This window comes from Pontibacter coccineus, from assembly GCF_030546575.1.
Classification (GTDB): domain Bacteria; phylum Bacteroidota; class Bacteroidia; order Cytophagales; family Hymenobacteraceae; genus Pontibacter; species Pontibacter coccineus.
The window spans coordinates 104,101-125,120 of sequence record NZ_JAUOTN010000006.1 but is presented as its reverse complement, the minus strand read 5'-3'; the positions used below and the strand labels follow the sequence as shown (position 1 = coordinate 125,120).

Genomic DNA, 21,020 nt, shown 5'->3' with positions numbered 1-21,020 from the left:
ATCCGACACTATGCTTTTCCTCTCAGTAGATGGCCGCAGTTATCGCAGTATTTGGCGTCGGAACTGTGCCCTTCCTTGTGGCAATTCGGGCAGACACGTGACGTGGCATCCAGTTTATCAGCCCTGGACAGCTCCACTGATACGATGCCGGTGGGAACCGCAATGATGCCATAGCCCATGATCATCAGGCAACTGGCCAGTAACTGGCCCAGGGGGGTAGCAGGTGTTATATCGCCAAACCCCACTGTCGTGAGCGTCACGATGGCCCAGTAAATGCTGATGGGAATGCTGGTATATCCGCTTTCTCTGCCCTCAATGACATACATCAAAGTGCCTACTACGATCACCATCATCAACACAACGCCCAAAAATACGGTGATTTTGGTAATGCTGGCATTCAAGGCTCTGGATAGAACCTGGCCTTCATTAACGAATCTGGTGAGGCGGAATACCCTGGCAATTCGCAGCAGGCGAAAAACGCGGATCACCAAGAGGTATTGAGAACCTATCACGAACAGGCTTAGGTATGTCGGAATAATAGCCAGAAAGTCTATGATCCCGAAAAAGGAGAATATGTAATTAACAGGCTTTTGCGAACTGTAGATACGAACGAAATATTCTATTGTAAAAAGGATAGTAAAGGACCACTCTAGTGTTTGAAATAATTGCAGGTGGTCCCTCCTCAGCGAAACAACGCTCTCCAGCGAAACCACCACGACACTGGCCACAATTATGATCAGCAGGATAATGTCAAATGTCCTGCCAGCGGTTGTTTCAGCTTCAAAAATGATGCTGTAGAGTTTTCGTTTCAAAGAGTCATTTTTCTGACTTACCATACTACTGTTTATAAGGAAGATGAAACTCTCACTGAATCGCGGCGAAAGCGGCTGGCCATATACTGCTTTATACGTTGTTCATATTCAGGTACCCTGGCCGGATCTACAAATACGGCACTGGTATTTTTAGCCGGATTGGCAGGCTTCGGCTTTTTCCACCCGATCATCACCAACATTACTGTATCGAGTTTTGCCTTGTTTTCGGCGACCGATACGATCTCCCCTACCTCCACCTTTTCTATCTCCGGGAAGATGAGCTTGAGTTCACGGCTGGCACTGACGGGTGTGTAAGAGTTGGCCATCCGCATCAGGCTGTCGGCCCGCTGGCTTTGCAGCTTCTGGATCTCAATCGTTCTCAGAAAGTCCTGCGTCAGGTTATTTGTCAGATCGGAAGCCATGCGGCGCACATCCTCGGCTGACACGTCGAGCTGCACCAATTTCACCTTGTGCTTTTCAAGCGAATTGTTGGCCAGCAGTGTGTTGTAGTGCGTGATGAGGGTGTCGTTCACAGGATTTCCGACGCTGTAGATCTTGATCGTGCTGAGCGTATCGGTATCGGTCACCTCCCACTTAATGATCTCGTTGTTCCGGCTAGCGAAATCGCGCACAATCAGGTTCTCAATTTTCTTTTTGGTCTGAACGCTCTGGTAAATATTGTAAAGAAAGTAGGCGCTCGGCGACACCACGATGAAAAGCATGACCGCCATGATACGGGCCACACGGCGTTCCGTGGCTTTGTCCACGTAATGCTTGGTATCGAACTTCAGGTACTTTACGATCAGGAATGTTGCCAGGCTGATAAAGACGGCGTTAATGAAAAAGAGATAAAAGCCTCCAAAGAAGAAGTCGAAACGGCCCAGAGCTAGTCCGTAGCCCGCTGTACACAGCGGCGGCATCAGGGCAGTGGCAATGGCTACCCCAGGTATAGCGTTCGATTTATCGGACCTCGAGATAGAAACAATACCGGCCACACCGCCAAAAAAAGCCACCATCACATCAAGCAAGGTAGGTTTGGTACGTGCCAGCAGCTCGTTGGTAGGCTCGCCCAGTGGTGTGATCATGAAGTAAAATGTACTCACGATGAGACCGGCTGCGGCTGCAATGGATAGATTCTTAACCGATGCCCAAAGCATTTCGCGGTCGTTGATGCCCACCGCCAACCCAAGCCCTAGAATGGGCGACATGAGCGGTGAGATAAGCATGGCACCGATAATAACGGCGCCGGACCCAGTGTCCAGACCAATGGAGGCCAACATGGCAGAGCAGATCAGCATCCAGGTGTTGTTGCCGCGCACCGGGATCTTATCGTAAATTTCACGGATCGTGCCGGGCTCATCGGTTTCGTGGATGATGTTGAGCACACTGTCCAGCGCTTTCTTTATCGAATTAAAAATCATAAACAGGAAGTTGCAATTCCTGTAAAAATAACTTTTCCCTGCTTAAGTCCCCAATTTTATACTGAGTTTAGGCAGTGTTTGAGGCAGCACGCTGGTGTTGTTCAGGGCATCTATCATGTGGTTTATCTTCTCCCGGTCCCCCACATTATGCAGGGTATCGTCTGCATCTGCTATGATGATGCGGGCCTCCGAAGCGATCGGCTCCAGCCTTTGGGGATGTGAATTTGCGGTAGCCTGACACAGATTTTTGAGCAGGTTCAGCAGACGCAGCAAAATAAAAGGGTCTTCCCTGCCATAGATCCTGATGGGACCCAAACACTGACTGAGGAGTTCCTGGTAGCTCACCTCATCCAGACGAAGGCGAAGCACATTCTCCTTGTCATGAAATATTTTCTCGTCCGTGAGCCGCATCCGAACGATCAGGAGATCTGTCAGGTAATCTATTGCCTTAAAGGCGGTGCCGGGGTCGTTTATGCCGGGACTAAGCGCTTTGACCGCGCTTTCTGTGATCTGCTTAAATCCATAGCGGTAATTCATTTCTGCTATTTCTTCCTGGTAGTAGCTCACGAGCGAATTCAACTCATCGCAAAAAGCCTCCTTCTCCTTCAGCTGACCAGTCACCCTTGCAAAAGGCAGGCCCTTGATCACAAATTGTCCGAGAGGCTGCAAAAACTCCAGCACCACGTCATATTTCATGCAAAGTTCAACGATGGCATTCCGCTCTACCTTTTGCAGGTAACCGCTCTGACTGCTGTCCAGGCTTTGCCAGTTTCCTGTTTCAAATATGGCGGAGAGTTCTTTTCCTTCATCCTGCTCTATTTCTTTGCGCAACTTGTGCAGGGTATGTTTGTAGATACTCTCCAGAATGTTGCCAATTTGTATCGCAGTAGAGATGGAGTGAATGAAATAGACAAAAAAGGCCAGGCAGATTATCGTGAAGCACATAGCCAGGAACACGGCCACCCCCGGCAATTCGGTGGCATAGTGTTCGGAGCGCACGTTCACCATCACCACCAGGGTATAGATCAGCGTGCCCAGGAAAAAGCCCAGTACCTTCTGGTTCGATTTGGAAGTTATAAGTCCCGGAATAACCCGGGGCGAGAAGTTAGCGCCAGCCTGGTTGAGCACCAGCATCACCATGGTAAAACTGAAAACGATCAGCGAGAACAGTCCTGTTGTAATCGAACTCAGGACCATGTTGGCCGTTTCGCCATGCCGGATAATCGCAAAGGGCAACACGTCGTCCAGGGCTTTGCTGATGCCTCGTGTTTCGAGGTAGATCATAAAAGCGGCAAAACCGAAAAAGAGCAGGGAGATCAGGGTCGGGTAAAAACCGATGCTGGTATAGATGAACTGAACGACAAGCTTCAGCCGGCTTATGATTCTCTTCATAGAGTTGTGGCGAGATCAGACTGCTTCTGTTTACTGCCAGCTATAGGTATAGGTTGTAAAACAAAGAGCCGGCAACTGTAGGCTGCCGGCTCTTGAAAATAAAGTAAGTGCCTGGATTATTCGAAAGCTGTCTTGGTGAGGCTTGCTTCCCAGCTCATCATTTTGAGCAGGTATAGTCGCAACATCGGGTTTTCCTGCAACGCTTTTTGTATCGCGACCTTTTTTATCCGGATCAGTTCCGTATGCTCCAGGGTATAGGCTGTGAAGCTATAGGTATCATGAAGCAGGTCAGTGATGCCGAGTAGAAAATCAGGTGGGGCAACAACCTGTTCATCTATGCCCATGGTATGGTCGGCCAGTGCCACAGTGCCTTTCGTGACCAGATAGAAAAAGTGAACATCTTCCCCCTGCCTGAAAATGCTATTGCCACGCTCCAGGGTCTCCGACTCTCCTTCAACGATCCCCCTGCTTATGAAATCCCTTACTGCCATATCTTTAAGGTGTTTACTGGATGGTGGCTTGCAGTTGCAGCTGCTCCTGTTTGCTTTTGCAGTTTGCACAGCAGCCGGAGCATGGTTTTTTCTTGTACTGCCGGTAGGTCAGCAGCGGTATGCGGGTATGGAATGCCATGGTTTTCATGTAGTTCGTGCTAAAGAGCCGCTCCATCAGGTAGTTGTCTTGCGTGGCCAGTATGAGCATATCTGCCGAAGCGTCCTCTGAAAACTCACTGACGCCTTCCAGTATATCTTCTTCTTCCAACAGCCTGAAGGCGACTTTCCGTCCTTTCAGCTGCCGCTCAAGTTCCAGCATGGCAGACTTGTAAGTACACAATTCGGATCGCTCCTCTTCGCCGTATACCTGCACCAGAATCAGTTTAGCTTTTAGCTGCTGCGCCAGGTCTGCTATACGGAAGAGCACCCGTTGGTCCTGATCCGTAAAGTCAGTTGCAAACACCAGGTTCTTTAGTCTTTTATACCTCACCTTGGCTGGCAGCACCATCACCGGGCAGGAAACGAGCTCCATAATGGCTGCGGTAAGTTCTGCCGCTTCGCCCGTAAGGCCCGTGTTGGCACGTGCGCCCGCATCCATCAGCACAAGATCAATCTGATAATCCTGCACGACGGACTGTATGCTGTCTCTAATCTGCCCCGGGCGCACCACGCAGTCGAAAGGTGCTGCAACCTTGTCAGCCTGGAATTCCCGGCTAAACACACGCTCGGCAAACGACCGTAACTTTTGAATACAGCTGCTTTGCTGTGTAAAGGTCATGTCGGCCGTTTTGCAGGCATGGAACAGGTATAGCTCCGCCCCCAGCGCATGCGCCAGCTGCCCGGCATAATACAACAGGTCTTCCCCCGTTTCGTTCAGGTCCAGCGGAACCAGGATGCGCTTAGTCTGCGATAGCGTCGTCATAGTAGTAGATGTTTGTATGGTAAAGGTATAGGAAGTCCGGTTCGGCTGCAGTGAGTTGCATCATCCGAAAAAGTGACTTTTTACAGTATTGGCTTAGAGTTATTTTGGCTTTGAGCAGCAGCTCATTTCGGTTGTATGCTGAGCCGTCTGCACAACCTTAGGGCTTAGGTAAGGTATACCGAGGCCGAGACCGCGCATAATGAACAGCACAGCCAGTGTCATTCCCACGTAAGGAACGGCCCGGTTAAACATGCCGCGCACCTTCAGACTGATCAGTTTGCCTGACAGCGAGACGATGTACATAAGGGGAAAAGTACCCAACCCGAAGAGCGCCATATAGAGCATGGCACCGCCTATACCCGGGGCGCTGATGGCACCAGCCAGGGCAATGTAAACGAATCCGCAGGGAAGCAGACCGTTGAGCATGCCCACCATAAAAAGTGCGCCCATAGAGTTTTTCTGGAAATAGTAGCCGAGTTTTCGGCGGACCCAAACCATCACTTTGTCTGTTCCCATTATACTGGAAGCCTTGCCCTTGAAAGCGGCCGGCAGCACCAGCAGTAACAGGATCAGTACACCGGATACAATAGAAACGGTTTGCTGCAGGCCGGCCATCTCGAGGGACTGACCAAAGGCGCCTGCGAGCGCGCCCAACGATGCATAGGTAACGATGCGACCACCATTGTACAGGAGCCGGCCAACGTAGTAACGCCAGCCGGAACTCCCGACAAATGGTAGCGCCATTGCTATAGGGCCGCACATCCCGACACAATGGAAACTGCCTAGTAAACCAAATAGAAATCCTGCCCAGATCATGGCTTTATTTTATTTGGATGGTTTTTTCTGAATAATATGCCTCTTCCCCGTCACTGAAGTTCACGCGAACTTTCCAAAGTCCTTTCTCCAGATCGCTTACTTCAATGAGTTGGCTCTTGTCGCGGCCAAGCTGCAATGGCAGCTGCTTGTCCAGCTTGTCATCCGATGGCCGGAACAGTGTAATGGTCCCGCTCAGCTTCTTGTCCTGGTAAGTGGCCGGTACCTGTAGCAAGAGGTTTCCTGCCGCTTCGTCGTATTGCAGCATCACATCGCCCAAGGCCTGTGTGCGACGTATGCGGTCTATCTGGTCTTGGTAGGCGATCTCCTGGGCATAGTAGTCTTTGCTCACCAGGTCAACATCCTGGTTCATGGCCTGTACGACAAAGTAGATGATGTAAGCCATGAAAGAGGCCAGCCCGATGACGATGGCGTAAGGCCAGAAAGTGAATTTTTTATTTTTATCAGTTTTCATGATGAATGCGCTTGAATGGTTGCTCTTAATTAAAGCTGAATTTATTTGGCAGGGGCCAGAAACTTGGTGTCCTGTGTGGTGATGAGTTCACCACCGTGGTACACCCCTATTTCAATTTTGGCGTTCATGCCCGTCAACTGATCTTGTGGAATCTCTGCGAAGAACACCCCATCAGCCTTGCCCTGTGCCGGCAGGACCAGTTCGCTGCCCACCATCTGGATGGAGCCGTCTGTGTTGTGCAGTTTCAGGGTCAGCGGCATGTCCAGGTTGGTCTTGTTGATAACCGAGATGTTGTACAGGTTCTTCACCGTGCCCTGCTCTGTTTTCTGGTATAGCTGGCCTGGCGTGCGCAGTATGGTTGCCTGGGCGTCGTCGCGTGTCAGCAACAGCGTCGTCAGCACCACCATAAGCATCAGCAGCACAGCGCTGTAACCCATCACACGTGGCGTAAAGAGTTTCCACTGGCGACCTTCTGCAATAGCTTCTTCAGAGTCGTAACGGATCAGGCCCTCGGGCTTGTCGATCATGCGCATGATGTCGTTACAGGCATCGATGCAGGCGGTACAGTTAATGCACTCCAGTTGCTGCGCCCCGTTGCGAATGTCTATACCTGTCGGGCATACCTGCACGCACTGGTGGCAGTCAATGCAGTCGCCTTCGGTGCGCTCCTGCCCTTTTCTGAGTTTGCCGCGTGGCTCACCCCGGCCGTAGTCATAGGCCACTACTAGGCTCTTTTTATCGAGCATCACGCCCTGCAGACGGCCATAGGGGCAGACGATGGTACATACCTGCTCGCGGAAGTAGGCAAACACCCAGTAAAAGACGCCCGTGAAAGCCATTAGAGAGCCAAAGCCGGCCATATGATTGATCGGGCCTTCTACAATCACTTTCTTCAGTTCGTCTATACCTATCACATAGGCCAGAAACAAGTTGGAGATCAGGAAAGAGATCAGCAGGAAAATAGCAGTCTTGGAGCTTTTCTTCAGGATCTTCTCGGTATTCCAGGGCATTTTATTCAGTGCCCGCTGTTTGGTATAGTCGCCCTCAATCAGGTATTCGATGCGACGAAATACCATTTCGAGGAAGATAGTCTGCGGACAGACCCAACCGCAGAAAAGTCTGCCATAGACCACCGTGAACAGGATGATGAAGACCACCAGCGCCAGAAAGGCCAGAACCAGAATAAAGAAGTCCTGTGGCCAGAAGAGAACGCCGAAGATGACGAACTTGCGCTCTACGATGTTGAGCATCAGCAGCGGCAGTCCGTTGATCTTGATGAAGGGCCCTATAAACAGCAGCGTCAGCAAGCCGTAGCTCACCCACTTCCTGTAGTCATAGAGTTTACCCTTGGGCTTTTTGGGGTACACCCATACCCTTTTTCCATGCTCGTCTACGGTCGAGATGTGATCTCGGAATTCGTCCGGAGCGGTGTGCAATTTAGTTGCCATGGCAGTTTAATTTGTGCGGATATTAATCCTGCCTGTTAAAAGATAAAATCGTAGCTAGAGGCTGCTTTGTGCGCCTCTTTGCTGACACAAAATTCCAGATTTGCGGACTGTAAAAAGATGACCAATGTCATTCTTCCAGGTGATTGTCATCAGTAATCCCCTGAAACGCAAAAGGCAGGCGCTCTTTCGAGTGCCTGCCTCTCACATAAGGGTTTGGTTTATTCTTTTTCGCCTTGCGCCTCTTTGCCATTCGGCGGGTTGCTGCCTTGCAGTGACAGAATGTAGCTGCTCACTTCCAGCATCTGGTCTTTGGTCAGCTTGCCCTGCCAGGGCACCATGCCTTTGCTTGGCACACCGAATTTCACGGTCTTGAAAATATCGTTCACATCACCACCATGCAGCCAGTATTCGTCTGTCAGGTTAGGACCTACTGTGCCTTCGCCGGCCTGGCCGTGGCAGGCGGCGCAGTTCTGGATGTAGAGCGCCTTGCCAGCCTCAAGGGCGGCAGCGTCCGTCAGCACTTCGAAATTGGTGACCGCGTTGGGGTCCTCCACGTTTTGGGCGGCAATCAGGGCTGCCTGCGCCATTTCCGTTTCATACTCCTCTATCTGAAGCGCTCCGGTGCGGAACACGTGGTAGTGCAGCATGTAACCTACAGCAAACACGATGGTTACATAGAACAGATACTTCCACCAGGGCGGCAGGTCATTGTCGTACTCCTGTATACCATCGAAATCGTGGGTGGAGTGGATCACGTCTTTTGCCTTGCCCGTCATTACGGTGGCATCGCCCTTCAGTACTGCATATACACGCCCTGAAAAAGTGGACTGAAACTCTTCGTCCTGCAGCGAGTCGCCCATCATTGGCACGATCAGGCGGAAGAGCGTAAACAGTACCACTATAATCAGCAGGATGATCAGACCAACCAGGCCATAGATAAAGTGCACGATCGGTGGCAGGTCCATGAAGGCAACTTCCTGCACGGCAGCAGGTGCTGTCGCTTCAGCGGTTGTCGTGGCTGCCGGCGCTTCTGCCACGGCAGGCGCAGCGGCGCTGGCCTCTTTGATGTAAGCGATCACATGGCTGATGTCATCCTCCGTGAGGGAGCTTCCAAAAGCCGGCATCGGCATCTTTTTGAACTTTTCGTACACAGCGACGGCATCCGCATCACCTGACTCGATCAGCTCCTGTGAGTTGCTGATGAATTTATGCAACCATTCGTCGCCACGGCGCTCGTGCACATTCTTCAGAGCAGGACCTACCACGTCAGCGTCCAGGCTGTGGCAGGCGGCGCAATTCCCTTCAAATATTTTCTTGCCCTGCACTGCATCCTGGGCAAAGGCCGCAGCACCCGTCAGCAGGACAAAGCCGGCCGCCAGGGCCAGTTGTCTCAGTTTTATCATGGGAGATTTCATTGTCTGTTCCCTCCTATTGTTTGGTCTTCCTCGTCGTCTCCACAGGCGAAGCTGCTCATGTTGCTCACATACTTCTTGTCCATCAAAGCCACGTAAACCAGCAGCCCCAGGAAGAACAAAAAGAAGATCGTAAATGAAATGAGCGGGTATATTTCAATGCCTTCTATGGCTTGTAACACGTTCTTATACATTTTTCTTTGACTTTTAAGACACTCGTATCACGTATCCCGAATCAGGTAGCACGACTGTTACTTTCTAATCGTGGGTCGTGATACGTGATACTTATGTCGTTTCTATTACTCTACAGGTTCAGCTTTTACCTTGATATCGGTACCCAGACGTTGCAGATAGGCAATCAGGGCCACAATTTCGGTTTCAGGACGTACTTCCAGCCCCTCTTTGGCCAGGTCGGCGGTGATGGCGCGTGCCTGCTTCATCAGTTCCTCGTTTGCGTTGGCGATGTACTCGTCCTCGTAAGGAACACCCAGTTGCTTCAGCACCTTCAGTTTTGCCTCTGTTGTGGTCAGGTCCACGTCCTGCTCAAACAACCATGGGTAAGCCGGCATGATAGAGCCCGGTGACATGGAAGTCGGGTCGAGCATGTGGTGGTAGTGCCAGCTGTGCGGATACTTGCCACCCACTCGGTGAAGATCCGGACCGGTACGTTTGGAGCCCCACAGGAAGTTGTGGTCGTACACGAACTCACCCGCTTTGGAGTACTCCCCGTAACGCTCGGTTTCGGAGCGAAACGGACGAACCATTTGCGTATGGCAGTTCACACAACCCTCTTTGATGTAGAGGTCACGGCCCTGCAACTCCAGTGAGGTATAAGGCTTCACGCTGGCGATGGTCGGTACGTTGGATTTGATCACGAAGGCAGGTATAAACTCTACCAGACCACCGATCAGGATCGCTACTGTTGCCCACACGGCCATTTGCATTGGGCGTTTCTCAATCCAGCTGTGCCAGTGACCGGCATTGTGGCTCACTTCTTTCACAATCGGGGGAGCTACTGCCGCCTCGTTTGCCTCCAAAGCACCAGACTTGGCCGTCTTGTACAGGTTAAAGATCATCAGGAACACGCCGCTCAGGTATAGCACACCGCCAATACCGCGCAGGTAGTACATCGGAACGATCTGCAGCACCGTCTCCAGGAAGTTAGAGTACTGCAGGGTGCCTTCCGGTGTGAACTGTTTCCACATCAGACCCTGGGTGAAACCAGCCCAGTACATAGGTATAGCATAGAACAGGATACCCAGTGTGCCCAGCCAGAAGTGCGCGTTGGCCAGTTTCTTAGAGTGCAGTTGTGTCTTATACAGACGTGGGAACAACCAATACAGCATCGCGAAAGTCAGGAAGCCGTTCCAGCCCAGGGCACCTACGTGCACGTGTGCTACGATCCAGTCCGTAAAGTGCGCAATGGCGTTTACGTTTTTCAAAGACAGCATCGGGCCTTCGAAAGTAGCCATACCGTAGGCAGTGATCGCCACTACCATAAACTTCAGAACCGGCTCTTCACGCACCTTGTCCCAGGCGCCGCGCAGTGTTAGCAGACCGTTGATCATACCACCCCAGCTCGGAGCGAGTAGCATGATGGAGAACACGACACCCAGTGACTGTGCCCAGTCAGGCAGTGAGGTATACAGCAAGTGGTGCGGACCAGCCCAGATGTAGATGAAGATCAGCGACCAGAAGTGGATGATGGAAAGTCTGTAAGAGTAAACCGGACGATTCGCAGCCTTTGGCAGGAAGTAGTACATCAGGCCCAGGAAAGGTGTGGTCAGGAAGAACGCAACCGCGTTGTGGCCATACCACCATTGCACCAGCGCGTCCTGCACCCCGGCGTAGCCAGAGTAGCTCTTAAAGAAATTGACAGGCAATGCGTATGAGTTCACAATGTGCAGCACCGCTACGGTCAGGAAAGTCGCGATGTAGAACCAGATGGCTACGTACATGTGCTTCTCTCTGCGTTTTGCGATGGTACCGAACATATTCCAGCCAAACACTACCCAGATCAAAGTAATGGCGATGTCAATTGGCCACTCCAGCTCGGCATACTCTTTCGAGGACGTCATACCCAGCGGAAGCGTGATGACTGCGGCTACGATGATCAGCTGCCAGCCCCAGAAGTTGAGTTTGCTCAGCAGGTCGCTGTACATGCGCGACTTGCAAAGTCGCTGCAGCGAGTAGTACACCCCCATGAAGATGGCATTGCCCACAAAGGCAAAGATCACCGCATTGGTGTGAAGCGGCCGGATACGGCCAAAAGTCGTGTACTGGTTGCCCATGTTCACGTCGGGGTTTGCGAGCTGGAACGCGATCAGCGTACCGATGATCATACCGGCTACGCCCCAGAATACGGTGGCGATACCAAAGTCGCGAACGATCTTGTTGTCGTAGAAAAAGGATTCTATCCCCCCAGAATCCTGGCCTGTCCGTTTCGGGTTCGGCTCTAAGACGGTTCCTGCATTAGTTGACATGTGCGGTGTCCTCCATTGGTTAATGAGTGTTGTGAAATACTGTTTGTTTGCTTGATATTGATGTGCAAAATTGAGAAATCGGCCTTTCCGAAAAGATGACCAATGTCATTCTTCCAGGTGATTGTCGTCAGTAATAAGTGTCGTTTACTGCTGTTTCTGGCCTGCTTTGTCGGTTTTAGGCCCGCCGCCTACCTCGTTTTCGAAAAGCATGCGGACGGCTGGTGTGTAGTCATCGTCGTACTGCCCGGAGCGAACGGCCCACAGGAAAGCGCCCAGAAAGGCGGCTGCGACAAGCACACTGATGGCGATAAGAATGAATATGATGTACATGGGAGTAATCGATTTAGTGATTTAGTGAATGAGTGAGTTAGTAAATGATTAATGAGTAGTGATTAATGAGTAATGGTGGGTAAAATGACGATTGATGAAGGGGCCTGACTCTACATCCCCGCAATCCGCTCATCATTCTTCTCCTCATTATTCATTAGTCATTATCCATTAAATCAAAGCCCCGCTTTTTTGGCGGCGTACTTCACAGAGAGTGTGGCAAAAGTCATCACGCTGAGTGTACTGATCGGCATCAAGATGGCGGACACAATGGGCGTAAACAGTCCCATCACAGCCACCGTCAGGCCAACCACGTTGTAGACCAGCGACACCGCGAAGGTCAGCAGGATCAGGTTCATGGTCTTTTTGGAGAAGTTCAGGAACAGACTCAGTTTGTCAAATGACTCGGCATCCAGGATGGCGTCGCAGGAAGGCGAGAAGTTGGTGACGCTGTTGCTCAGGGCTATACCTGCGTCGCTTTGCTTCAGGGCACCGGCGTCGTTGAGTCCGTCTCCCACCATCAGTACATTGCGGTGATCCTGTTCTTTCAGCTTCTGGATGTACTCCAGCTTCTGCACTGGCGACTGGTTGAAATTAAGCTCAGCTTCGTTGCCAAGCAGTTCGCGCAGTCTTGTTGCCTCGTGGTCGTTGTCCCCGGAGAGCACCGCGATCTTTTTGTCTTTCAAGTCGCCCAGCACCTTGCTCAACCCGTCGCGGTACACATTAAAGAAGGTATAGAAGCCGAGCACCACCCCATCTACGGACACATAAACCGTTGTTTTGAGCGTGTCTTTTTGCTTATCTACCGGCACTCCCAGGTATGCAGCCGAGCCAACTCGTACCAGCATGCCGTTCACTTGGCCTGCCAGCCCTTTGCCGGTAAACTCCTGGAAGTTTGTAACTGGTGCCGTACTGCCTTTCATGGACTCGCTGATGCGTTGGCTGAGCGGGTGCGTCGAATGGCGCAGCACTGAAAGTATCGCTTGCAACTGATCAGCTGAAAGGGTTTTGCCAGTGTAAGTTACTTCTGCTTCGCTAGGCTCTGTCAGCGTACCTGTTTTGTCGAACACCACGGTGTCGATCTTGGCGAGTCTCTCTACTACGCCTGTATTTTTGAGGTAGAACTTATTGCGTCCGAACACGCGCATGGTATGGCCGTGCACAAAAGGTGTGGCCAGCGACAAAGCACAGGGGCAGGCGATGATCAACACTGAGGTAAACGCCTTCATGGCGATGTCGATGTCGCGGGGTACCCAATAAATGAGAGCTCCGGCTGCCACCATCAAAGTCACAATGATAAAGTACTTGCCCGCTATGTTGGAATAGGTATGCAGGTACTGCGCTTCATCTTTAGAGAAGACGGTGTCGTTCCAGAGCTGCGTTAGGTAACCCTGCGAAACCTCCTTTACAACTTCCAGTTCAATGCTCTCGCCCATCTGGCGACCACCGGCATAGATCACTTCGCCTACCACCTTCTCCACCGGCTCCGACTCACCGGACACAAAGCTATAGTCGATCATGGCGCGGCCACGAAGCAGGATAGCATCGGCAGGTATAAGTTCCTGGTTCCGAATACGGATACGGTCTCCTACCTGAAGGTTTCGTACAGCTGTAGAGCTTTCCTCGCCGTTCTCTTTCAGCACCGTGATCGATACCGGGAAATAAGAGGTATAGTCGCGGTCGAAGGACAGCGTGTCGTAGGTGCGCTGCTGGAAGTATTTGCCGATCAACATGAAGAACACCAGGCCCGTGAACGAATCCAGGTAGCCGGGTCCGCGGCCGGTAATAATGTCGAAGAGGGAAACAAAGAAGAGCGCGAGCAAACCCGTGGAGATCGGCAGGTCGATGTTGACCATGCGCTGCTTGATACCCTCCCAGGCCGAAGTGAAGAAACCACGGGCGCTGTAGAAGAACACAGGTATGGACAGCAGGATGCTCAGGTAACCGAAGAATGATCCAAAGTTATTTTGCAGCCCTTTCGTAAAGTCCAGGTAATCAGGGAAGGCCAGCAGCATGACGTTACCGAAGGCAAAACCGGCTATACCCAGCTTGTATATAATAGTGCGGCTCTTACTGGTGGTTTTCTTGCCGTCCGTGTCGGCCAGCGTAATGGCGGGTTCGTAACCGATGCGGGTCAGCAGCTCTACTACTTCACGCAACGAGGTCTTTTCATGCAGGTATGTGAGGGCTACTTCCTTGCGCATGAAGTTCACCGTCGTCTCGGCTATACCTGGGTTTAGCTTAAAGAGGTTCTCCAGCAGCCAGATACAGGAACTGCAGTGCATCTGCGGGATATAAAAGGTCAGTTTGCATATCTTATCGCTGCGGAAATTGATCAGCTGGTCCTCTACGCCACGATCGTCCAAATAGGCAAAGCGGGCCTCCGACACAGGCTTTTTACCAGTCAGGCCCGGGCTTTCCTCCAGGTTATAGTACGTGCAGAGATTGTTTTCTTCGAGAAGTTCATAAACTGCCTTGCACCCATCGCAGCAGAAAGCTTTTTCGTGCGCTACAATGGGCTCGTCACCGCAGGAATCCCCGCAGTGGTAGCAGTTCTGAATATTGGTTTGGAGTGCGGCTTCCATCACAATTATCCTTTATTAATGTCTGTGACAAAGGTAATTGGATGCTAAAGCCTAAAAGATGATGCATGTCACTTTATGAACTGACATACCTCAGTGCATAGCCCGGCCGGATGCCCGACATTTGTAACATCAAGAATGACAAAAAAGGCAAGCACAAGAGTGCTGAAAGCCTTTCCAGATAATGTTTTGTGATTAAAGTTTAGTGTTTAGTATAAGGTGATTTAGCTTAGAGGAGAGACTAAGCTACAATAACGGCAGGCGTCCTACGGCTGCCGTTTTTTAATGCCTATACCTATACCTATACCTATACCTAGCGCCGAATGGCTTAGTCGTACATGTGGCTGATCTTGTACAGCTTTTCGTGATCCAGAATGGTGATGGAGCTGCCCTTGGCAGTGATAAGGCCCTCGTCTTTGAACTCGGAAAGCAACCGGATGGTGGTTTCCTTGGCGGTACCGACAATGGAAGCCAGGTCTTCGCGTGAGATGGAAATTGTGAACTGATCGCCTTCTTCGCGCTCCTGGTAGGTTTTCTGTAACAGCAGCAGGGCCTCCGCCAGACGCTCGCGCACCGGCTTGTAGGCCATCTGCACCATGCGTTCTTCCGCCTCCCCCAGTGCATTGGAAATCAGCTTCATCAGACCGCCGGCAAACTCCACGTTCTGACTAATCAGCTCCAGGAACTGCGAACGGGGAATAAAACAGATCACGGCATCTTCGAGGGCCACTGCCGAGGCAGAGTAATTGGTGTCGGCCATCAGGGCGCGGTAGCCGATCAGGTCGCCGGGTTTGGCCAGGCGCACGATCTGCTCTTTGCCGTCGCTGCCAAGTTTGGCGATTTTGATCTTGCCGGTATTGATGCAGTAAAGGCCCGAAGGCTTGCCTCCCTCATGAAAGATCAGTTGCCCTTTCTTGTAAGCGAAACAGGATTTCGTTTCAGAAAGGTGCGACAGTTCAGACGCCCTGCAGCAGCTCAGCAGGGAGTGTGCTCGGCTCGAACAGTTCAGACAGTCAGGGTTGGTGAATTTCATAAGCTATCAGGATACTGCAAAAGTATGCATTCCCTCTAATATCGTCTGCCTTCTAACTTGGATTTTTTGCAATTCGTTCTCAGGCCATACCCGGTAAGTGTTTAAAACTCAAAAAGAAAGCCCCTGCTTGTGGGCAGGGGCTTTCCTGAATGCTATACCTGGTACGGGCGCTTACTCCTTGATAATCAGCTTTCCCTTCATCAAGGGTGTTTCGCTCGGGTAGGTGTTCACATATTCAAACACGCCGCTTGTGTCGGGTGCTGTAAACTCCATCGTCACAGACTGACCGGGCAGGGCAAGGGGCGACGCCGCCAGTAGCAGGGAGCTGTCCGGCAGGTAATTGCCCGATGCGCCTGCTTTGCCACCCTCGTGGGCAGCCTGGGCCGAATAGCCTTCTTTTGTAAACACGATGTTGTAGATCATCTTCGGATCTTTTCCTTCGTTCGTGAATGTCAGCTTCACAAGTGTGCCGGCTTTTACCTCGATCGTGTCCTGGTCAAAGGTCATGTTTTCCAGTTTGTCGCCACCGGTGGCATGTATACTGATCTCTGCCACATGCTGCAGCGTAGTATCCGGCTCCGCTTCGCGCTGTGTCAGGGGCGCTTCTGTTATATTCTCTGGCGTGTCTCCCGCGCCCTGCTCCTCGCCGCAGGAAGCAAGCGAGAGGAGCCCGAAGAGTAGGCCTGCTATACCTAACTGTTTCATAGTTCTCTTGTTAAGAGTCAATCCTTATACCTCCGGATTAACTGAAAAGCTCTTGCTCCAGTCGCTTGTCGTGGCCGTAGATATCATCCCGGAAATGCACGTTTCCATCCTCGTCTACCCAGCTGGTGAAGTATACCAGGTATACCTGGATTTTTTTCGGCAACGTGATCCACTCCTCTTCACCTCCATTGATGGTCTCCTGGATGCGGCTCTCGTTCCAGTCAGGCATGTCCTTTAGCACAAATTTTGCCAGGTCCATAGGCCGTTCTAACCTGACGCAGCCATGGCTGAAACCGCGTTGGGTCTGGCTGAACAAGGAACCCGAAGGTGTGTCGTGCAGGTATACGGCGTGCTCGTTCGGGAACAGGAATTTCATGGTGCCGAGCGAGTTCTTAGGCCCCGGACGCTGGCGTACCATATACGGAAAATTCTTTTCCGTAACAGATGACCAGTCGATGGACCCCGGATCTATCTGCTTGGGTTCTTTCTCTTTGGTTACCACTTCCATGTTCTGTCTTTCCAGGTACCCGGGTTCGCGCAGTATACCTGGCGCAATCTCTTTCTCCACGATGCTATTGGGTACATTCCAGTAAGGGGCCAGCACCACATATTCCATCCTGTCGCTGAAAATCGGAGTTGAGTGCATGGTTTTGCCCACGATAACGTTCATTTCCATGGTCTTTTTGTAAGCACGCTCTGCTTCCGGGCTGTTGTTGGGGTCTTCGTACACGTAAAGTTTGTACTCAGGTATGTTCACCCAGATATACTTCTGGTCCAGACTTTTTGGTACCAGGCGCTTGGGTATCCAGCGCCAGCGCTCCATGTTCATCATGATCTGCTGGATACGGTCCCCCACCGGCACATTCATCGTGCGCAGCGTGTTGCCACCCACTTTGCCATCCGGCACAATGCCATGCAGCTCCTGAAATGTTTTTACCTGCGCCTCCAGCTTGTCATCAAACTTGCGCATCGCCGGATCATTGGCGTTGATTTGTGCAGTTGGGTTGAGGCGTTTACGAAGCGATACGACTGCAGCGGCTGTATCCCCTTTCGTCAGCATCTTTTTGTTGCCCAGCTCCACTTTGGCCCAGCCCCCTTTTTCTTCCAGCTCGCGGTACTGCTGCAGGGCATCGCGCAGGTCGGTGTAGCCTTTGTGCAGTGCTTCAAACTCGTAGTACGGGTAGGTGCTCTCCCGCTCCCTCAGTATGGTCTGCAATGCCTTGTGCAGTTTTATTTTGTTGTTGCGTACGCCCCACTGCACCTGTTTCACATTGCTTGGGTCGATACGGCCTTTGTAAAAGTCAGAGGCATAATTAAAGTAAGTGGCGGTCAGGGCAATGTCGATCTGCTGCTGCAGTGCCAGCCGGGCGGAGTCCTTGCGGCCCAGTTCGTTGTATTGGCTAATCATCTCGTCGATGGCGACAACCTTATACTCTTTGGGGTCCAGGCCTTCCTGCGCTGCTTTGTTGAGGGTTTCCAGCAGTTTCTCTGACTCCGGCACCAGGTCGGAACCTTTGAACCAGCCCAGGCGGTAATCCCGGTCCCCGTAAAACTGGTAGATCAGGTCCTGGTGTTCTTTGAACTGCTTGTGCTGCCCAATGTAGTCTTTGATGTACAGGCTGTCGGTTTCTGTGGCGGCCACGGTGTTTAGGCCCAGCATTTCTTTAACGCCGCCTTCTTCTTTATTTTCTCCGCTTTTATTGCAGGAGGCCAGACTAAACAGGCAAAGAATGACCAGGCCGAGCGGTCTAATTTTTTGTAGGATGAAAGGGTTCATGTTTGTTGGTTTAATGGCTTAAGCGAAAAGTTGGGAAAACGCGGATATGAATTCGCGCTTAAAATTGTGCTATTTCTCTGCTTTGGTGCCTTTTCGCTTTGGTTTTGCTTTATGTACTTTAAACAGGTATAAAATGTTCTATATATGCCAGCACAGCCAACCCGAAGAGCTGGTACGGAACTTGTGATGATACGGCGACATACCTTTATCTCAGGCTTATACCCCTATAACATATTACGTACCTGTTGTGCGAACCGCTGTATTTAGACCACAGTAGTTTACAGTTCTTGGCAAAAAATGTATCTTACCGCACCATAACCAAAGTATACGATGACTCCATACCGCAAATTTTTACTTGGACTGGGTTTGGCCGGCAGTTTGCAGCTAGGCGCCTGCTCCACCCAAACCACTACAACCGATGAAACTATGACAGCAGAACAGCAAGGCATGGCCCAAGCGCCAGCCGACGTACACAGTTTCGCCAGGCCTGCCGAGGCTGTGGCGCGCCACCTGGACCTGGACATTGCCGTGAACTTTGATGAGAAGGTGATCTCCGGCAAAGCTTCTTACCAGATCGAAAACCTGGCCAAAGGCAACGAGATCGTGTTCGATACGCGCGGGCTGGAAATTGAGCAGGTATACCTGGGCAAAGAGCAGACGCCGACCACATTCAAGCTCGGTGATGAGAAAGAATTTCTGGGTCGCCCGCTGATCATCGCGATACAGCCCGAGACGGACTACGTCACCATACAATACCGCACCACCGCCAACGCGGATGCGCTGCAGTGGCTCAACCCGCAGCAGACGGCCGGCAAGAAGCACCCTTTCCTGTTCACACAGTCGCAGGCGATCCTGGCCCGCACCTGGATTCCGATCCAGGACAGCCCGGGCATACGCATTACGTACAGCGCCAACGTGCAGGTACCAAATGAACTGATGGCCGTGATGAGCGCCGAGAACCCGCAACAGAAAAACAACACCGGAAGCTATACCTTCGAAATGCGCCAGGCGATCCCTTCTTACCTGATGGCTCTCTCCGTGGGTGACATGGTGTTCAAGCCAATCGGGCAACAGACGGGTATATATGCCGAGCCAGCCACGATTGGTGCCGCCGTGTACGAATTTGCAGAGATGGACAAGATGCTGGTGGCCGCCGAAAAACTGTACGGCAAGTACCGCTGGGACCGCTATGATCTGCTGGTGCTCCCTCCTTCCTTCCCCTTCGGAGGCATGGAAAACCCGCGCCTGACCTTCGTGACGCCTACCGTGCTGGCCAAAGACCGTTCCCTCACCAGCCTGATCGCGCACGAACTGGCGCACAGCTGGAGCGGCAACCTGGTGACCAACGGTACCTGGGACGATTTCTGGCTGAACGAAGGCTTTACGGTATACTTTGAACGCCGCATCATGGAAGAGATCTACGGGAAAGACTATGCCGACATGTTGAACGTGCTGGGCTACCAGGATCTGCAGAATACGCTGGAAGAATTAGGGCCAAACAGCGAGGACACCCGCCTGAAGCTGGACCTGGAGGGACGTGATCCGGACGAAGGCCTGACGGACATTGCCTACGAGAAAGGCAATTTCTTTTTGCAGAACATAGAGCGTGCTGTGGGGCGTGAGCGCTTCGACCAGTTCCTGAACAAGTATTTCCAGACGTTTGCTTTCCAGAGCACAAACACCGACCTCTTCCTGGATTTTCTGCGCAAAGAGCTGATACAGGGAGATGAAAAAATAGCGGAGCAGATCAACATCGAAGGTTGGGTGTACACGCCAGGGCTTCCGGAAGATCATGTGAAGCCAACCTCCAAGCGTTTCGCTCAGGTGGAGGAATCGTTCAAGGCCTGGCAGGGCGGCAAACCGGCCAGTCAGCTGCAAACCAAGGACTGGTCGAGCCATGAGTGGCTGCACTTCATCCGCCTGCTGCCAGAGCAGATGAGCCAGCAGCAGATGGCGGATCTGGACAAGGCCTTTGGCTTCACCAACTCAGGCAACTCCGAGGTACTGGCCGCCTGGTTCATCCACACCATCCGCAACAATTACACCGCTGCGGACAAGGCGCTCGACAACTTCCTGACCAATGTAGGTCGTCGTAAATTCCTGGTGCCGATCTATAAGGCACTTGCTGCAACGCCCGAAGGCAAGAAAAAAGCACAGGAGATCTACAGCAGAGCCAAGCCTAACTACCATGCCGTGTCCACCAACACGCTGGATGCCATGCTCAAATAGGTACAGCTACCCAAGAAAAAAAGCCCTGCAGCAATGCGGGGCTTTTTTTGTGTAAACTGGTATAAACAAAAAAATCTGTCTCCTTCTGGCCAGCTTGGTTAGCATGGGGAAAGGACAGATTTTTTTCGGTATGTCTTTTAGAGGTTTACTTTGCGCCTCTGCCGTGTTCAGCTTTTATATTGATCTTGCTTTCGGCCAGACCGGTTAGCTTCATGTCAGTGGCTTTCTCTTCTTCTAGTGTGGTGTGCAGCAGGTTCACAATCTCTTTATGACCCAGCTGCTTGGCATAGGTACAGAGTGTGCCGTAACCGGCAATTTCGTAGTGCTCCACACGCTGGGCAGAAGCGATCAGGGCAGCGTCCATCACATCCGAGTCCGCGTTTTCGGACATCATGTCCTGCGCCTCCTTAATGATGCCTTCCATGGCTTTGCACTTTTCTCCGGAGGCCTTCATGCCCAGTAAATCGAAGACTTGCTCAAGCCGCTCTATTTGTGTCTCTGTTTCGCCGAGGTGCATCTCAAAAGCCTTCTTCAACTGAGGGGAGGTAGCCTCTTTCATCATTTTCGGTAATGCCTTTGTAATCTGCTTTTCAGCGTTGTAGATATCCTTTAGTTCGTGGACGAATAAGTCATTCAGGTTATTTAGTTTCATAGCTTGGAAAGGTTTAGCGTCGTAAATAATTATAAGCCGAAGCTTG

General features: G+C 51.6%; 18 protein-coding genes. 1 reads left to right on the top strand and 17 read right to left on the bottom strand.

What is annotated here, in order from left to right:
• Window positions 1-8: 8 nt before the first annotated feature.
• The 16 genes from Q4E40_RS14870 to Q4E40_RS14795 all read right to left on the bottom strand — a co-directional run bounded on the left by Q4E40_RS14870 (window position 9) and on the right by Q4E40_RS14795 (window position 18,093).
• Entirely contained in the window at window positions 9-836 is an 828-nt protein-coding gene (locus tag Q4E40_RS14870) for an ion transporter (RefSeq protein WP_303413267.1), read from the bottom strand.
• 8 nt (window positions 837-844) lie between these two features.
• Complete coding sequence (locus tag Q4E40_RS14865; RefSeq protein WP_303413265.1) at window positions 845-2,233, bottom strand: TIGR00341 family protein; 1,389 nt, start codon at window positions 2,231-2,233, stop codon at window positions 845-847.
• 42 nt (window positions 2,234-2,275) lie between these two features.
• On the bottom strand, window positions 2,276-3,625 hold the full coding sequence (locus Q4E40_RS14860; protein ID WP_303413264.1) for a DUF2254 domain-containing protein: 1,350 nt from the start codon (window positions 3,623-3,625) through the stop codon (window positions 2,276-2,278).
• A 116-nt stretch (window positions 3,626-3,741) separates the two neighbouring features.
• Window positions 3,742-4,116 (bottom strand): Crp/Fnr family transcriptional regulator, encoded by a 375-nt coding sequence (locus tag Q4E40_RS14855; protein WP_303413263.1) that lies wholly within the window; start codon window positions 4,114-4,116, stop codon window positions 3,742-3,744.
• A 13-nt stretch (window positions 4,117-4,129) separates the two neighbouring features.
• Window positions 4,130-5,038, bottom strand: coding sequence for a universal stress protein (locus tag Q4E40_RS14850; protein ID WP_303413262.1), 909 nt, complete (start codon window positions 5,036-5,038; stop codon window positions 4,130-4,132).
• Between the two features lie 99 nt (window positions 5,039-5,137).
• The gene (locus Q4E40_RS14845; RefSeq protein WP_303413261.1) at window positions 5,138-5,854 is read right to left on the bottom strand and encodes a sulfite exporter TauE/SafE family protein; all 717 of its coding nucleotides are present in this window, start codon (window positions 5,852-5,854) and stop codon (window positions 5,138-5,140) included.
• A 4-nt stretch (window positions 5,855-5,858) separates the two neighbouring features.
• Complete coding sequence (locus Q4E40_RS14840; protein WP_303413260.1) at window positions 5,859-6,326, bottom strand: FixH family protein; 468 nt, start codon at window positions 6,324-6,326, stop codon at window positions 5,859-5,861.
• 41 nt (window positions 6,327-6,367) lie between these two features.
• Complete coding sequence (ccoG, locus tag Q4E40_RS14835; protein WP_303413259.1) at window positions 6,368-7,774, bottom strand: cytochrome c oxidase accessory protein CcoG; 1,407 nt, start codon at window positions 7,772-7,774, stop codon at window positions 6,368-6,370.
• 218 nt (window positions 7,775-7,992) lie between these two features.
• The gene (locus tag Q4E40_RS14830) at window positions 7,993-9,177 is read right to left on the bottom strand and encodes a c-type cytochrome (protein ID WP_303413258.1); all 1,185 of its coding nucleotides are present in this window, start codon (window positions 9,175-9,177) and stop codon (window positions 7,993-7,995) included.
• Window positions 9,178-9,185: 8 nt separating this feature from the next.
• Window positions 9,186-9,380, bottom strand: coding sequence for a hypothetical protein (locus tag Q4E40_RS14825; RefSeq protein WP_303413257.1), 195 nt, complete (start codon window positions 9,378-9,380; stop codon window positions 9,186-9,188).
• A gap of 105 nt (window positions 9,381-9,485) precedes the next feature.
• The gene (gene ccoN / locus Q4E40_RS14820) at window positions 9,486-11,669 is read right to left on the bottom strand and encodes a cytochrome-c oxidase, cbb3-type subunit I (protein WP_303413256.1); all 2,184 of its coding nucleotides are present in this window, start codon (window positions 11,667-11,669) and stop codon (window positions 9,486-9,488) included.
• A 144-nt stretch (window positions 11,670-11,813) separates the two neighbouring features.
• The gene (ccoS, locus tag Q4E40_RS14815) at window positions 11,814-11,999 is read right to left on the bottom strand and encodes a cbb3-type cytochrome oxidase assembly protein CcoS (protein ID WP_303413254.1); all 186 of its coding nucleotides are present in this window, start codon (window positions 11,997-11,999) and stop codon (window positions 11,814-11,816) included.
• A 173-nt stretch (window positions 12,000-12,172) separates the two neighbouring features.
• Window positions 12,173-14,581: a heavy metal translocating P-type ATPase gene (locus tag Q4E40_RS14810; protein WP_303413253.1), complete on the bottom strand. Its 2,409-nt coding sequence runs from the start codon at window positions 14,579-14,581 to the stop codon at window positions 12,173-12,175.
• 325 nt (window positions 14,582-14,906) lie between these two features.
• On the bottom strand, window positions 14,907-15,611 hold the full coding sequence (locus Q4E40_RS14805) for a Crp/Fnr family transcriptional regulator (protein WP_303413251.1): 705 nt from the start codon (window positions 15,609-15,611) through the stop codon (window positions 14,907-14,909).
• 171 nt (window positions 15,612-15,782) lie between these two features.
• Window positions 15,783-16,316, bottom strand: coding sequence for a plastocyanin/azurin family copper-binding protein (locus Q4E40_RS14800; protein WP_303413249.1), 534 nt, complete (start codon window positions 16,314-16,316; stop codon window positions 15,783-15,785).
• A 37-nt stretch (window positions 16,317-16,353) separates the two neighbouring features.
• Window positions 16,354-18,093 (bottom strand): L,D-transpeptidase family protein, encoded by a 1,740-nt coding sequence (locus tag Q4E40_RS14795; protein ID WP_303413248.1) that lies wholly within the window; start codon window positions 18,091-18,093, stop codon window positions 16,354-16,356.
• A gap of 426 nt (window positions 18,094-18,519) precedes the next feature.
• On the opposite strand from Q4E40_RS14795, the gene Q4E40_RS14790 reads away from it, so the two are divergent.
• The gene (locus Q4E40_RS14790) at window positions 18,520-20,322 is read left to right on the top strand and encodes a M1 family metallopeptidase (protein ID WP_303413246.1); all 1,803 of its coding nucleotides are present in this window, start codon (window positions 18,520-18,522) and stop codon (window positions 20,320-20,322) included.
• A gap of 145 nt (window positions 20,323-20,467) precedes the next feature.
• Here the strand turns inward: Q4E40_RS14790 and Q4E40_RS14785 are convergent, their stop codons facing one another.
• Window positions 20,468-20,974, bottom strand: a complete 507-nt coding sequence (locus tag Q4E40_RS14785) for a YciE/YciF ferroxidase family protein (protein ID WP_303413245.1) — start codon at window positions 20,972-20,974, stop codon at window positions 20,468-20,470.
• Window positions 20,975-21,020 lie beyond the last annotated feature (46 nt).